9 protein-coding genes and 1 pseudogene are annotated in these 12,903 nt (G+C 72.8%); 6 read left to right on the plus strand and 4 right to left on the minus strand.

The genetic code is table 11. The features are described from left to right. Positions 1 to 35: 35 nt before the first annotated feature. The gene (locus ACIBJG_RS25775) at positions 36 to 938 is read right to left on the minus strand and encodes an A/G-specific adenine glycosylase (RefSeq protein WP_399310788.1); all 903 of its coding nucleotides are present in this window, start codon (positions 936 to 938) and stop codon (positions 36 to 38) included. A gap of 337 nt (positions 939 to 1,275) precedes the next feature. On the opposite strand from ACIBJG_RS25775, the gene ACIBJG_RS25780 reads away from it, so the two are divergent. Next, on the plus strand, positions 1,276 to 2,106 hold the full coding sequence (locus ACIBJG_RS25780) for a hypothetical protein (RefSeq protein WP_399310790.1): 831 nt from the start codon (positions 1,276 to 1,278) through the stop codon (positions 2,104 to 2,106). Between the two features lie 318 nt (positions 2,107 to 2,424). On the opposite strand, the gene disA is transcribed toward ACIBJG_RS25780, so the two are convergent. Beyond that, positions 2,425 to 3,549, minus strand: a complete 1,125-nt coding sequence (gene disA, locus ACIBJG_RS25785) for a DNA integrity scanning diadenylate cyclase DisA (protein WP_399310791.1) — start codon at positions 3,547 to 3,549, stop codon at positions 2,425 to 2,427. 123 nt (positions 3,550 to 3,672) lie between these two features. Further along, complete coding sequence (radA, locus tag ACIBJG_RS25790) at positions 3,673 to 5,085, minus strand: DNA repair protein RadA (RefSeq protein WP_399310793.1); 1,413 nt, start codon at positions 5,083 to 5,085, stop codon at positions 3,673 to 3,675. Between the two features lie 135 nt (positions 5,086 to 5,220). On the opposite strand from radA, the gene ACIBJG_RS25795 reads away from it, so the two are divergent. Beyond that, entirely contained in the window at positions 5,221 to 7,170 is a 1,950-nt protein-coding gene (locus tag ACIBJG_RS25795; protein WP_399310795.1) for a hypothetical protein, read from the plus strand. Between the two features lie 13 nt (positions 7,171 to 7,183). Here the strand turns inward: ACIBJG_RS25795 and ACIBJG_RS25800 are convergent, their stop codons facing one another. Then, positions 7,184 to 8,023 (minus strand): hypothetical protein, encoded by an 840-nt coding sequence (locus ACIBJG_RS25800; RefSeq protein ID WP_399310797.1) that lies wholly within the window; start codon positions 8,021 to 8,023, stop codon positions 7,184 to 7,186. Between the two features lie 95 nt (positions 8,024 to 8,118). Between ACIBJG_RS25800 and ACIBJG_RS25805 the strand changes: the two genes are divergently transcribed. From ACIBJG_RS25805 to ilvD, 4 genes and pseudogenes are all read left to right on the plus strand, one after another. Next, positions 8,119 to 9,069, plus strand: a complete 951-nt coding sequence (locus ACIBJG_RS25805; RefSeq protein ID WP_399310799.1) for a Ppx/GppA family phosphatase — start codon at positions 8,119 to 8,121, stop codon at positions 9,067 to 9,069. A 106-nt stretch (positions 9,070 to 9,175) separates the two neighbouring features. Continuing rightward, positions 9,176 to 9,985 (plus strand): sugar phosphate isomerase/epimerase family protein, encoded by an 810-nt coding sequence (locus ACIBJG_RS25810; RefSeq protein ID WP_399310820.1) that lies wholly within the window; start codon positions 9,176 to 9,178, stop codon positions 9,983 to 9,985. Further along, positions 9,982 to 10,596 (plus strand): annotated as a pseudogene (locus ACIBJG_RS25815) (TetR family transcriptional regulator); the annotation flags it as partial. The gene ACIBJG_RS25810 and the pseudogene ACIBJG_RS25815, both read left to right, overlap by 4 nt. Positions 10,597 to 10,904: 308 nt before the next feature. Further along, positions 10,905 to 12,755: a dihydroxy-acid dehydratase gene (gene ilvD / locus ACIBJG_RS25820; RefSeq protein WP_399310800.1), complete on the plus strand. Its 1,851-nt coding sequence runs from the start codon at positions 10,905 to 10,907 to the stop codon at positions 12,753 to 12,755. Positions 12,756 to 12,903: the final 148 nt, after the last annotated feature.

Below are 12,903 nucleotides of genomic sequence, written 5' to 3' on the forward strand. Positions count from 1 at the left end.
AGGGACAAAGCCCCCGTGAAAGCGGAACGGGCCCGTCAGGTCAGCGGCAGCCGGTACTGGCCGCCCGCCAGCGGTTCGACCAGGCCGTCGGAGACCAGGCCGTCCAGCGCGCGGGCCCGCTGCACCGGCTCCTCCCACACCGCGTCGAGCGCCGACTGCGGCACCGGGTTCACCGCCTCGCGCAACACCGCGAGCAGCCTGCCGCGCACCTGCCGGTCCGTACCGGCGTAGGTCTGGCCGCGGCGCGGCGGCCCCTGGTGGGCGGGCTTGCCGGCCAGCCGCCAGGCGCACTGCCCGGCGATCGGGCAGCGCGTGCAGTCCTCGTTCCTCGCGGTGCAGACGAGGGCGCCGAGCTCCATCGTCGCGGCCGCCCACTGCGCCGCCTGCTCGTCCTCGTCCGGCAGCAGGGCGCGGGCGAGCTTGCGTTCGGCGGCGGTGGTCGCGTTCGGCGGGTACTGGATGCCGGACGCGGCCCGGGCGAACACCCTGCGGACGTTCGTGTCGAGGACGGCGTGCCGCTGCCGGTAGGCGAACGAGGCCACGGCGGCTGCCGTGTACTCGCCGATCCCGGGCAGGGCGAGCAGCTGGGCGTGCTCGCTCGGTACGTCGCCGCCGTGCCGTTCCGTTATGGCCTGCGCGGCCCCGTGCAGGCGCAGGGCCCGCCGCGGATAGCCGAGCCGGCCCCAGGCGCGGACCGCCTCGCCGGGCGGTTGCGCTGCGAGGTCGGCGGGTCGCGGCCAGTGGGCCAGCCACTGCTCGTACACCGGGAGGACCCGGTTGACGGGGGTCTGCTGCAGCATGAACTCACTCACCATCACACCCCAGGCGCCCGCTTCGGGGCGGCGCCAGGGCAGATCGCGGGCGTGCTGGTCGAACCACCCGATGACGGGAGTGTGGAGGGAGGTGGGGGGCGTCTGTGTCGCAGTTGTGGCAGTCATCGCATCGTCGATCCTGGCATGGAAGTGCAGACGAGGGTCAGGGGCACGGGGGTGTCGCCCCGCATAAGAGCCCTTGGAGTGATAGTGCCCCCCGTCTTTCCCCGCCCTGCCCGACCCGTGTTCCGGCAAGTGGCGGCACGCCCCGCGAGCCGTTGCGGCAACTGGCCCATGGACACCGCGCGCGATCACTCCATGTGTGCAGACTGTCACCGAAAGTGCCGGATCGGTGAGGGCTGCGAGGTAACGGCGCGTCCCAGGATGATGATCCGCAAAACTTGGAGGCCTGTGGCGGCGGGTGGGGCGGGAGTTGGCGCTGTTCTCTCGTACAGTTTGCGCCGTGGGATCTTTGCGTAATCCGATCGGGCCGCTTCCCTCCACCATCTACTGGCGACGGAGGGCGGTAGCGGCGACGCTGATTGCGCTGCTCGCGTTGCTGGTCGTATGGGCCGTCACCAACGGTGGCGCCAAGGGGAATCACGACGACTCGCGGGCACCTGGCTCCGGTCCCACGGACTCGATCACGCCAGGGCCCTCCGGTTCCGGCCCGGCGATCAGTGAACAGCCGGGCGGGCGCGACGAGTCGGGCGACGACGGCGGCAGCGACGGGAGCGGCGGCGGAAGTTCGGACCCGGGCACCGGCGGCACGGGTGACGACGGGGGCGGCACCGGCACCGGCAACGGGTCTGCCACGGAGGCCGGTTCCGGTGCGAGCGGCGGTTCCGGCAGTACGACCACGGGACAGCAGGTGCCGGCCGGCTCCTCGCTCCCCAACTGCGCGCCCACCGCGCTGAGGCTGAGCCTGAAGACGGAACTCCGTTACGGACCCGGCGAGAAGCCGAAGTTCCGGCTGATCGCCACGAACACCTCGTCCACCGCCTGCAAGGCCGACTTCGGCCCGAAGTCCGCGGTCCTCACCGTCACGGAAGCCGGCGGTGACGACGAGGAGGTGTGGTCCTCCAAGGACTGCCCGCGCAACGCGGCCGCCGTGCTGCTGAAGGTGCCGGCGGGGGCGTCCGTCGAGCACGCCGTGGAGTGGGACCGCGCGAAGAGCGCCCCGAAGTGCGCGACGCCGCCCGCGGGGGCCGTGGGCCCCGGTACGTACCTGGTTGAGGCGAAGGCCCCGGGGGCGCCCGTGCAGCGCGCCTCGTTCGTCCTCGCGAAGGACTGACGGAGAAGGGCTGACCCCGGGGGCCGACCGCAAAGGGCCGACCGCGAACGGCCGCGGGCCGGGGCGCCTGAAGGCCCGGCTGCCCCGGCGGCCGTACCGGCTGCTAGGGCGTGTTTCGAAAGTCCCGCCTGCCGGGCGGCGTCTGGCACTTCCCCGAGCTCTCGGCTTCGCTCGAGCAGGGGAGACCCCATTGCTCGCGGCGTTGCCGAAAAGTCCTAGTAGCTCCGCTACGAGGACTTCCCGGCGCCTTGCGATCGCACGCGCCAGACGCCGCCCGGCCCGCCCTCCGGGCGGACGGCGCTACTTTCGAAACACGCCCTAGACGTACCGCTCGAGGATCGACGACTCCGCCAGCCGCGACAGCCCCTCGCGCACGCTGCGGGCCCGTGCCTCGCCGACGCCGTCCACCGTCTGGAGGTCGTCGACGCTCGCGGCGAGCAGCTTCTGCAGACCGCCGAAGTGCTCCACCAGCCGGTCGATGATCGCCCCGGGCAGCCGCGGCACCTTCGCCAGCAGCCGGAAGCCGCGCGGCGACACCGCGGAGTCGAGCGTCTCCGGAGAGCCGCTGTACCCCAGCGCCCTTGCGACGACCGGGAGTTCGAGCAGCTCGGTGTGGGACAGCGCGTCCAGCTCGGTGAGCGCCTCCGCCACCGTGCGCGAGCGCTTCGCGGTCGGCTCCGGCACGTAGTCGCGCACGACCAGCTCGCGCTCCGGCTCCACGCCCGCGATCAACTCGTCGAGCTGGAGCGAGAGGAGCCGCCCGTCGGTCCCGAGCTCCACCACGTACTCGGCGATCTCGGTCGCGATCCGGCGGACCATCTCCAGCCGCTGGGCGACGGCCGTCACGTCCCTGACCGTCACGAGGTCCTCGATCTCCAGGGCGGAGAGCGTGCCCGCGACCTCGTCGAGCCGGAGCTTGTACCGCTCCAGCGTGGCGAGCGCCTGGTTGGCGCGGGAGAGGATCGCGGCGGACTCCTCCAGGACCCGGCGCTCCCCGTCCACGTACAGCGCGATGAGGTGCATCGACTGCGAGACCGAGACCACCGGGAAGTTGCACGCCTTGGAGACCCGGTCCGCGGTGCGGTGCCGGGTGCCCGTCTCCTCGGTGGGGATCGAGGCGTCCGGGACCAGCTGGACGCCGGCCCGCAGGATCTTGGTCATGTCCTTGTCGAGGATCAGCGCCCCGTCGAGCTTGGCGAGCTCACGCAGCCGGGTCGCGGTGAATTCCACGTCCAGCACGAAGCCGCCGGTGCACATGGACTCGACGGTCCTGTCCATGCCGAGCACGATCAGCCCGCCGGTGTTGCCACGGAGGATGCGCTCCAGGCCGTCCCGCAGGGCCATTCCGGGCGCGACGGCGGTCAACGAGGCGCGCATCAGCGCCTCGTTACCGGTGCTTTGGCCGGACTTTCCGGGCGATGCTGCCCGGTCGCTGGCTGCCACTGCACTCCTCCGGTCACAGGTTGCGGTGCCCTCAGGGCGCCCCGTTCGGATCAGGTCCGATCCGAGCGAAAGACCTTATGTCCCTCATGCCGTTCGTACGGACGGGCGAGACCAGGGCAAAGTCTACCGGCGTGCGCCGTCCTCCTGTGGGGCCTGTGTACGAGAGCGGCGTGGAAGCACCCTGAGCGCGTCGCCCATGTTGGCGACTTCTGTGACCTTCATACCGGCCGGGACCTTCCCCGGATCGGTAGGAACCAGTGCGTGGGTGAAGCCCAGGCGATGCGCCTCGGCCAGCCTGCGCTGGACCCCGGTGACCCTTCTGACCTCGCCCGCGAGCCCCACTTCGCCGATCGCCACAAGATTCTTGGGCAGCGGTGTGTCACTCGCCGCACTGGCCAGCGCCAGCGCGATCGCGAGGTCCGCGGCGGGCTCGGTGAGCTTCACGCCGCCGACCGTGGCGCTGTAGATGTCCCGCTTGCCCAGCGAACTGATCCGGCCGCGCTGCTCCAGGACGGCCAGCATCATCGACACCCGGGACGTCTCGAGACCCGAGGTGGTGCGCCGGGGCGAGGGGATCTGGGAATCGACGGTGAGCGCCTGCACCTCGGCGACCAGGGGGCGCTTGCCCTCCAGGGTGACGGTCAGGCAGGTGCCGGGCACCGGCTCGTCGCGGCGGGTGAGGAAGAGGCCGGAGGGGTCGGCGAGGCCGGTGATGCCCTCGTCGTGGAGCTCGAAGCAGCCGACCTCGTCGGTCGCCCCGTAGCGGTTCTTCACGCCGCGCACGAGCCGGAGCCGGGCATGGCGGTCGCCCTCGAAGGACAGCACCACATCGACCAGGTGCTCCAGCAGTCGCGGCCCCGCGATCGCTCCGTCCTTGGTGACGTGACCGACCAGGATGGTCGACATGCCGCGCTCCTTGGAGGCCCGGATCAGCGCGCCCGCGACCTCGCGGACCTGTGCCATCCCGCCGGGCGCGCCCTCGATCTCGGGGGAGGCGACGGTCTGTACGGAGTCCAGGACGAGCAGGGACGGCTTGACGGCGTCCAGATGGCCGAGGACCGCGGACAGATCGGTCTCGGCGGCCAGGTACAGATGGTCGTTGATGGCCCGGATCCGGTCGGCGCGCATCCTGACCTGGCTCGCGGACTCCTCGGCCGTGACGTACAACGTGCGGTGCTCGTCGCTCGCGGCCTTGGCCGCCACGTCCAGCAGCAGCGTGGACTTCCCCACGCCGGGCTCGCCCGCGAGCAGCACGACGGCGCCGGGCACCAGCCCGCCGCCCAGCACCCGGTCCAGCTCGCCGACGCCCGTCGAGCGGGCGGTGGCCTGGCGGCTGTCGACCTGGCCGATGGGGAGTGCGGCGGTGGAGACGCGGCCGGCCGCCGTGGTGCGCACCGCAGGGGCGCCGCCGAACTCCTCGACCGTCCCCCACGCCTGGCACTCGGGGCAGCGGCCGAGCCACTTGGCGGTCGTCCAGCCGCATTCGGTGCAGCGGTAGGACGGCCGGTCCTTCGCGGATTTCGTACGGGCAGCCATGGCGCCACCGTATAGGTGGGGTCGGACAGTGCGGCCCGGTGCGGTGCGGTGCGCGGGGAGCCGGGCGCCGGCGGCGGGTGCGGAAGCACGGGCTCCCGTCCCTTATTGAGCGATACGTTCACCCGTAAGGGTTAAATGTGCTCAAGGGGTGCGAGGGGCAGGTCCTGCCCTGCCTACGGTCGCAAGGTGACGAGCAGCAGGCTGGAGACCCCGACCAACACCCCCGGCGTACACCGGGCGCAGCACCGCGCGCCCCACTCCTCTCCGAAGCAGCCGCCCGCCCGTTACGAGCCGCATCTCGACGGCCTGTTCACGTACTGCCTCTCCGTGCTCTGCGACCACGACGCCGCCACCGAGGCGCTCGGCGGCGTACTGGCGCTCGCCGAGCGGCAGACCGGCCGGTGTCCCGCCGACGAGGAGGAACGGAAGACCTGGCTGTACGCGCTGGCCAGATGGATGTGCCTGCGCAGGCTCGGCGAGCAGAAGCAGGGCCGCCGGGCGCACCGCAGGCCCGACGGGCCGCCGGCGCGCAGGCAGTCGGCCAGGGCGCAGGACGACCACCGCGGAGCAGCCGCACCGGCAGCCCGCGCGGGACGGCGCACGCCCGCGGTCGCGCACGTCCCGAAGACCGCGTCCGCACCACCCCACACGCCCCCTGGTCCTCACGCGCCCCGGCCGGCCACCGCCCTCTCGCACGCCGCGCCCCTGGAGAGCCCCGCGGCCGCCGAGGCGCACCGCCGCGAGCTCGCCCAGCTGGCCTGGCCCGAGGCGGCGGGCACCACACCCGAACAGCGTGAGGCGCTGGAGCTCGCGGTGCGCCACCGGCTCACCCCCCGCGCGGTCGCCGCCGTCCTCGGGCTGGAACCCGCGACGGCCCGGGAACTCCTGGCCGCGGCCGCCTGCGAGGTGGAACGGACACGGGCGGCCCTCGCCGTCGTGGAGACGGGCAACTGCCCCGCCGTCGGCAGGCTCACCAGCGACCGTCGCGTGCTGCTCTCCGCCACCCTGCGCCGCGAACTCGTACGGCATGTGGACGACTGCCCGAGCTGCCGCCGCGCGGCCGAGCGGGCCGGAGCCCAGGACCCCTGGCCCGGGGCCGCGGTCACCCCCGCGGCCGCCCTGGCGGTCGTCGAGGCGCCGCGCCCCTCCGCCTATGTGGCGATGATGCACGCCCAGAAGCATCAGAAGAATCGGTCCGCCACTCCCCGGTTCGACCGCACGGGCTTCCCGATGGACCCGAAGGATCACGCCGCACGCCGGGACCGGCTGCGCTCCAGGGTCATGACGACAACGGTCGTCGCCACGGTCGTCGCCGCCCCCGTGATCGCCCTGTGGTCCGCCTACCGGGGCGCGCCGCTCACCGGCGAGGGGCGCGACGGTTCGGCGGTCACCGCGACCGACACGGACGACGTCCATGGGGCCGACGACCCCTACGGCCGCTACGAGAACGCGGGCAACGCCAGCCCCGAACCGGAACCCGGCCCCGGCTTCGACGGCGACCGTCTCCCGTACGTCTCCGCCGAGGTCATCAGCGTGGGCGCGGACCCGGACCGTGGCGGGGACGGTGCGGGCCGACTCACCGTCGAGGCCCGTTCCTCCGGCGGCACGACGACGATCACGCTCACCGCTTCGAAGGCCGGCCCGGTCGTCTGGTCGGCCGGCACGGGCCAGTCCTGGCTGCGCCTGACCAGCACCTCGGGAACGCTCGCGGCGGGCGACAGCGTCACGCTCCGCGTCCTCGTGATCCACGCGCGCGAACCCGCCGAGTACTGGACGGCACGGGTCGCCATCGCCCCGTCGGGGTCGGTCGTGGCGATGCACGGGTACGGGGGGCGGGCGCCGACCGTCGCACCGCGGCCGCCGCTGCCGAGCAGCCCGTCCCGTCCGCATCCGCCCGTTCCTCAGGGCCCGTCGCCGTCCTCACCGGATCCCGATCCGACACCCACGCCGACGCCGACCCCCGACCCGACGGGCGGCACCCCGACGGATCCGGGTTCACCGAGCCCGACCCCGGACCCGACGACGGACTCCCCGTCCCCGTCGGACCCGGGCAAGGGCCCGAGCACCCCGCCCGCACGGGACTGACGGGCCCGGGGACCTACGCCGGGTCCGCCGGGTGGGGCGCCATCGGCAGCAGCGAGGAGAGCCGCTCCTCGCACAGCTGGACGAGCCGGTCGTACGCCTCCTTGCCCATCAGCTCCGTGAGCTCGGGCCGGTACGACACGTACACCGGCTCCCCGGCACCGTGCGCCGACGTCGCCGAGGTGCACCACCAGTGCAGGTCGTGCCCGCCCGGTCCCCAGCCCCGGCGGTCGTACTCACCGATCGTCACCTGGAGGATGCGCGTGTCGTCGGGCCGGTCGATCCAGTCGTACGTACGCCGGACCGGCAGCTGCCAGCACACGTCCGGCTTGGTCTCCAGGGGCTCCTTGCCCTCCCGCAGCGCCAGGATGTGCAGGGAGCAGCCGGCGCCCGCGGCAAAACCGGGACGGTTCTGGAAGATGCAGGACCCCTCCCAGCGCCGCGTCTGACGCTCCCCGTCGTCATCGGTCTGGACCCAGCCCGTCTCCGTACCCACGTCGTGGAACTGCCACAGGTCCGGGGTGAGCCGGGCGACGTGACCGGCCACCCGCTTCTCGTCGTCCTCGTCCGAGAAGTGGGCGCCCAGGGTGCAGCACCCGTCGTCCGCGCGACCGGCCTGGATGCCCTGGCAGCCACTGCCGAAGATGCAGGTCCACCTGGACGTCAGCCAGGTCAGGTCGCAGCGGAAGACCTGCTCGTCGTCGGCAGGGTCCGGGAACTCCACCCACGCCCGCGCGAAGTCGATTTCCGTCTCGTCGGACCCGTGGAGTCCCTCTGTCTGCGGCTGCTGCATCTCCTGCTTCGCCTTCTGCTTCTTCGTGACTTTGCCCGGCTTCGCCTTTTTCGTCTTTGGCACGCGCCCAGAGTAAGACCGACCGGCGCATGAACGGGGCGCGGTGGCAGGGGATGCGCCGGTCCGTCCCCCTCCACGGCCGCAGTAGCGTTCTGCGTATGAGACTCGGAGTCCTCGACGTGGGGTCGAACACGGTTCATCTGCTGGTGGTCGACGCGCACCCCGGCGCCCGCCCGCTGCCCGCGCACTCGCACAAGGCGGAGCTGCGGCTGGCCGAGCTCCTCGACGAGGACGGGGCGATCGGCCCGCTCGGCGTGGACCGGCTGGTGACGACGATCGCCGACGCGCTCCAGGCCGCCGAGGACAAGGGCTGCGAGGACGTGCTGGCGTTCGCCACGTCCGCGGTACGGGAGGCGAGCAACGCGGACAAGGTGCTGACCCGGGTGCGCGACGAGACGGGTGTCGACCTCGCCGTTCTCAGCGGCACGGAGGAGGCCCGCCTCACCTTCCTCGCCGCGCGGCGCTGGTTCGGCTGGTCGGCGGGCAAGCTGCTGGTCCTGGACATCGGCGGCGGCTCGCTGGAGATCGCGTACGGCATCGACGAGGAACCCGACGCGGCCGTGTCGCTGCCGCTGGGCGCGGGCCGCCTCACGGCCGGCTGGCTGGCCGGCGATCCGCCGGACGCGGCCGAGGTGAAGGGGCTGCGCCGCCACGTACGGGCACGGATCGCCCGCAGCGTCGGCGAGTTCACCCGCTTCGGCCGCCCCGACCACGTCGTGGCCACGTCCAAGACCTTCAAGCAGCTCGCCAGGATCGCGGGGGCCGCCCGCTCCACCGAGGGCCTGTACGTGCAGCGTGTCCTCAGCCGCAAGGCCCTGGAGGAGTGGGTGCCGAAGCTGGCCGCGATGACGGTCGAGGAGCGCGGGAACCTGCCCGGCGTCTCCGAGGGCCGGTCCGCCCAGCTGCTGGCCGGCGCGCTGGTCGCGGAGGGTGCGATGGACCTCCTGGGCGTCGAGGACCTGGAGATCTGCCCCTGGGCGCTGCGCGAGGGAGTGATCCTGCGCCGCCTGGACCACCTGACGTCCACCGAGGACGTGGCCCTGAACTGACGGGGCCGCCCCGGCGCGTCACGGTCATGGCCCTTCTCACTTTCCACCGCACTCCCTCGGCGACGCGCACCGCTGCCCGTACGCTGTCTGCGTGGCAGAACCAGCGGTGCGCATCCCGGATGCGAAGGTCGCCCTGTCGACGGCCTCGGTCTATCCGGAGTCGACGGCGACGGCCTTCGAGATCGCCGCGCGCCTGGGGTACGACGGCGTCGAGGTCATGGTCTGGACCGACCCAGTCAGCCAGGACATCGAGGCCCTGCGCCGGCTCTCCGACTACCACCAGATGCCGATCCTGGCCGTTCACGCCCCCTGCCTGCTGATCACGCAGCGGGTCTGGTCCACCGATCCCTGGGTCAAGCTCCAGCGGGCGCGCGCCGCGGCGGAGAAGCTCGGTGCGTCGACCGTCGTCGTCCACCCGCCGTTCCGCTGGCAGCGGCAGTACGCGCGTGACTTCGTCACCGGGATCTGGCGGATGGCGGACGAGACCGATGTGCGGTTCGCCGTCGAGAACATGTACCCGTGGCGCTACCGGGACCGCGAGATGCTCGCGTACGCCCCTGACTGGGACGTCACCAACGACGACTACCGCCACTTCACCGTCGACCTGTCGCACACCTCGACGGCGCGCACGGACGGCATGGCCATGGTGGACCGGATGGGCGACCGGCTGGCCCACGTCCACCTGGCCGACGGCAAGGGTTCCGGCAAGGACGAGCACCTGGTGCCCGGCCGCGGCGACCAGCCCTGTGCCGAACTGCTGGAGCGGCTGGCCCGGACCGGCTTCGACGGCCATGTCGTCATCGAGGTCAACACGCGCCGCGCGATGTCCACCGCCGAACGCGAGGCCGACCTGGCCGAGGCGCTGGCCTTCACCCGGCTGCACCTCGCCTCCTCCGCGCAGGTGCAGCGCCCATGACCCCGGGCGCCGAAGCCCCGGGCCCCAGGCGCCGCGGCCGCCCCTCCCGCACGACGGCGACGACCGGTCCCGACGCGCGCACCCGCATCCTGGAGGCCGCCCGCGCCGAATTCGCCGAGCGCGGCTACGACAAGACGTCGATCCGAGGCATCGCGAAGGCGGCGGGCGTGGACTCCGCCCTGGTCCACCACTACTTCGGTACGAAGGACGAGGTCTTCGCCGCCGCGATCGAGCTGTCCTTCGAGCCCGCACTGGCGATCCCCGCCATCCTGGGCAGCGACAAGGACGGCCTGGGGGAGCGGCTGGCCCGCTATTTCATCGCGGTCTGGGAGAACCCGGCGTCCAGAACCCCGCTGCTGGCGGTCCTGCGCTCGGCCCTGACCCACGAGGTGGCGGCGAACGTGCTGCGCGGCTTCGTGCTGAGGCGCCTGCTGGGACGGATCGCGGAACAGCTCGACGTACCCGACCCGACCTTCCGCGCGGAGCTGGCGGCCTCGCACATGGTGGGCATCGCGATGCTGCGGTACGTGCTCCGGGCGGAACCCCTGGCGTCGGCGGACCCGGAGAAGATCATCGCCATGGTGGCCCCGACCCTGCAGAGCTACCTGACGAACCCAACCCCCCCCCCCCCCCCCCCCCCCCCCCCCCCCCCCCCCCCCCCCCCCCCCCCCCCCCCCCCCCCCCCCCCCCCCCCCCCCGCCCCCCCCCCCCCCCCCCCGGTGGGGGGGGGGGGGGGGCCCGGCGCCCCCCCCCCCCCAACCCCGCACCGCCCGCACTGGCCCCCACACCCCCACCCGCACCGGCCCACACCCCGCCCACCCCTGATCACCCCATCCCGCATTCCGGACACCCCGTCCAGATCCTGGCACCCGAGGCGTACGCTCGAAGCCAGTCTTTTCTGTCGAAGGAGCGAGAGACGATGCCGCAGCTGAGGTCCCGCACTGTCACCCACGGCCGCAACATGGCGGGCGCGCGCGCCCTTATGCGCGCCTCGGGCGTAGCGAGCGAGGACATCGGCAAGCCGATCATCGCGGTCGCCAACTCGTTCACCGAGTTCGTCCCCGGCCACACCCACCTCGCCCCGGTCGGCCGGATCGTCTCCGACGCGATCAAGGCGGCGGGCGCCGTTCCCCGTGAGTTCAACACGATCGCGGTGGACGACGGCATCGCCATGGGCCACGGCGGCATGCTCTACAGCCTGCCCTCCCGCGATCTCATCGCCGACAGCGTCGAGTACATGGTCGAGGCGCACTGCGCCGACGCGCTGATCTGCATCTCGAACTGCGACAAGATCACCCCGGGCATGCTGATGGCTGCGATGCGCCTCAACATCCCCACCGTCTTCGTCTCCGGCGGCCCGATGGAGGCCGGCCAGGCCACCCTCGTCGACGGCACGGTCCGCAAGCTCGACCTGGTCAACGCCATGAGCGACGCGGTCGACGAGAGCATCTCCGACGCGGACATGCTCCGTATCGAGGAGAACGCCTGTCCCACCTGCGGCAGCTGTTCCGGCATGTTCACCGCCAACTCGATGAACTGCCTGACCGAGGTCCTCGGCCTCGCCCTCCCCGGCAACGGCTCCGTCCTCGCCACGCACACCGCCCGCAAGGCGCTGTACGAGGACGCCGGCCGCACGGTCGTGGAGATCACCAAGCGCTACTACGAGCAGGACGACGAGACGGTCCTGCCGCGCGCCATCGGCACCCGCGCCGCGTTCGACAACGCGATGGCGCTGGACATCGCCATGGGCGGCTCGACCAACACGATCCTGCACCTGCTGGCCGCCGCCCAGGAGGCCGACCTGGCGTACGACCTCGACGACATCAACGAGGTCTCGCGCCGGGTCCCCTGCCTCTCCAAGGTCGCCCCGAACGTGGCGCCCGGCGGCACGTACTACATGGAGGACGTCCACCGGGCCGGTGGCATGCCCGCCATCCTCGGTGAGCTCCACCGCGGCGGCCTGCTCAACGAGGACGTGCACTCGGTGCACTCCGACACGCTCGCCGAGTGGCTCAAGAACTGGGACATCCGCGGCGGCTCGCCGTCCCCCGAGGCCGTGGAGCTGTGGCACGCGGCCCCTGGCTGTGTCCGCTCCGCGACCGCCTTTTCGCAGTCCGAGCGCTGGGAGACCCTCGACCTGGACGCGGCCGGCGGCTGCATCCGCGACCTGGAGCACGCGTACTCCAAGGACGGCGGCCTCGGGGTCCTCAAGGGCAACCTCGCCGTGGACGGCTGCGTCGTGAAGACGGCCGGTGTCGACGAGTCGATCTGGACCTTCGAGGGTCCGGCGGTCGTCTGCGAGTCCCAGGAGGAGGCCGTCGACAAGATCCTCCGCAAGGAGATCAAGCACGGCGACGTCGTCGTCATCCGCTACGAGGGCCCGCGCGGCGGCCCCGGCATGCAGGAGATGCTCTACCCCACCTCCTTCCTCAAGGGCCGTGGCCTCGGCAAGACCTGCGCACTCGTCACCGACGGCCGCTTCTCCGGCGGCACGTCGGGCCTGTCCATCGGTCATGCCTCGCCCGAGGCGGCGTCCGGCGGCACGATCGCGCTCGTCGAGGACGGCGACCGGATCCGGATCGACATCCCGAACCGCTCGATCGAGCTCCTCGTGTCCGACGCCGACCTGGCCACCCGCCGCGAGGCGCTGAACGGCGTGTACGCGCCGAAGAACCGCGAGCGCAAGGTCTCGGCGGCGTTGCGCGCCTACGCGGCCATGGCGACGAGCGCGGACCGCGGCGCCGTCCGCGACGTCTCCAAGCTGGGCTGAGCCAACCGGAACACCGCGGCGGGGGGGGGGCCCCCCCCCCCGCGGGGGGCCCCCCCCCCCGCGCCCCCCGGCCCCCCCCCCCCCCCCCCGGCCCCCCCCCGCCCCCCCCCCCCCCCCCCCCCCCCCGCGGGGGGCCCCCCCCCCCCGG

The sequence above is a fragment of the Streptomyces sp. NPDC050422 genome (assembly GCF_044458665.1).
GTDB lineage: Bacteria > Actinomycetota > Actinomycetes > Streptomycetales > Streptomycetaceae > Streptomyces.

What these genes read in the sequence shown, in the direction of transcription:
- ACIBJG_RS25775 (WP_399310788.1), bottom strand. Translation starts at nt 938, where the DNA reads ATGACTGCCACAACTGCGACACAGACGCCCCCCACCTCCCTCCACACT.
- radA (WP_399310793.1), bottom strand. Translation starts at nt 5,085, where the DNA reads ATGGCTGCCCGTACGAAATCCGCGAAGGACCGGCCGTCCTACCGCTGC.
- ACIBJG_RS25795 (WP_399310795.1), top strand. Translation starts at nt 5,221, where the DNA reads ATGTGCTCAAGGGGTGCGAGGGGCAGGTCCTGCCCTGCCTACGGTCGC.
- ACIBJG_RS25805 (WP_399310799.1), top strand. Translation starts at nt 8,119, where the DNA reads ATGAGACTCGGAGTCCTCGACGTGGGGTCGAACACGGTTCATCTGCTG.
- ilvD (WP_399310800.1), top strand. Translation starts at nt 10,905, where the DNA reads ATGCCGCAGCTGAGGTCCCGCACTGTCACCCACGGCCGCAACATGGCG.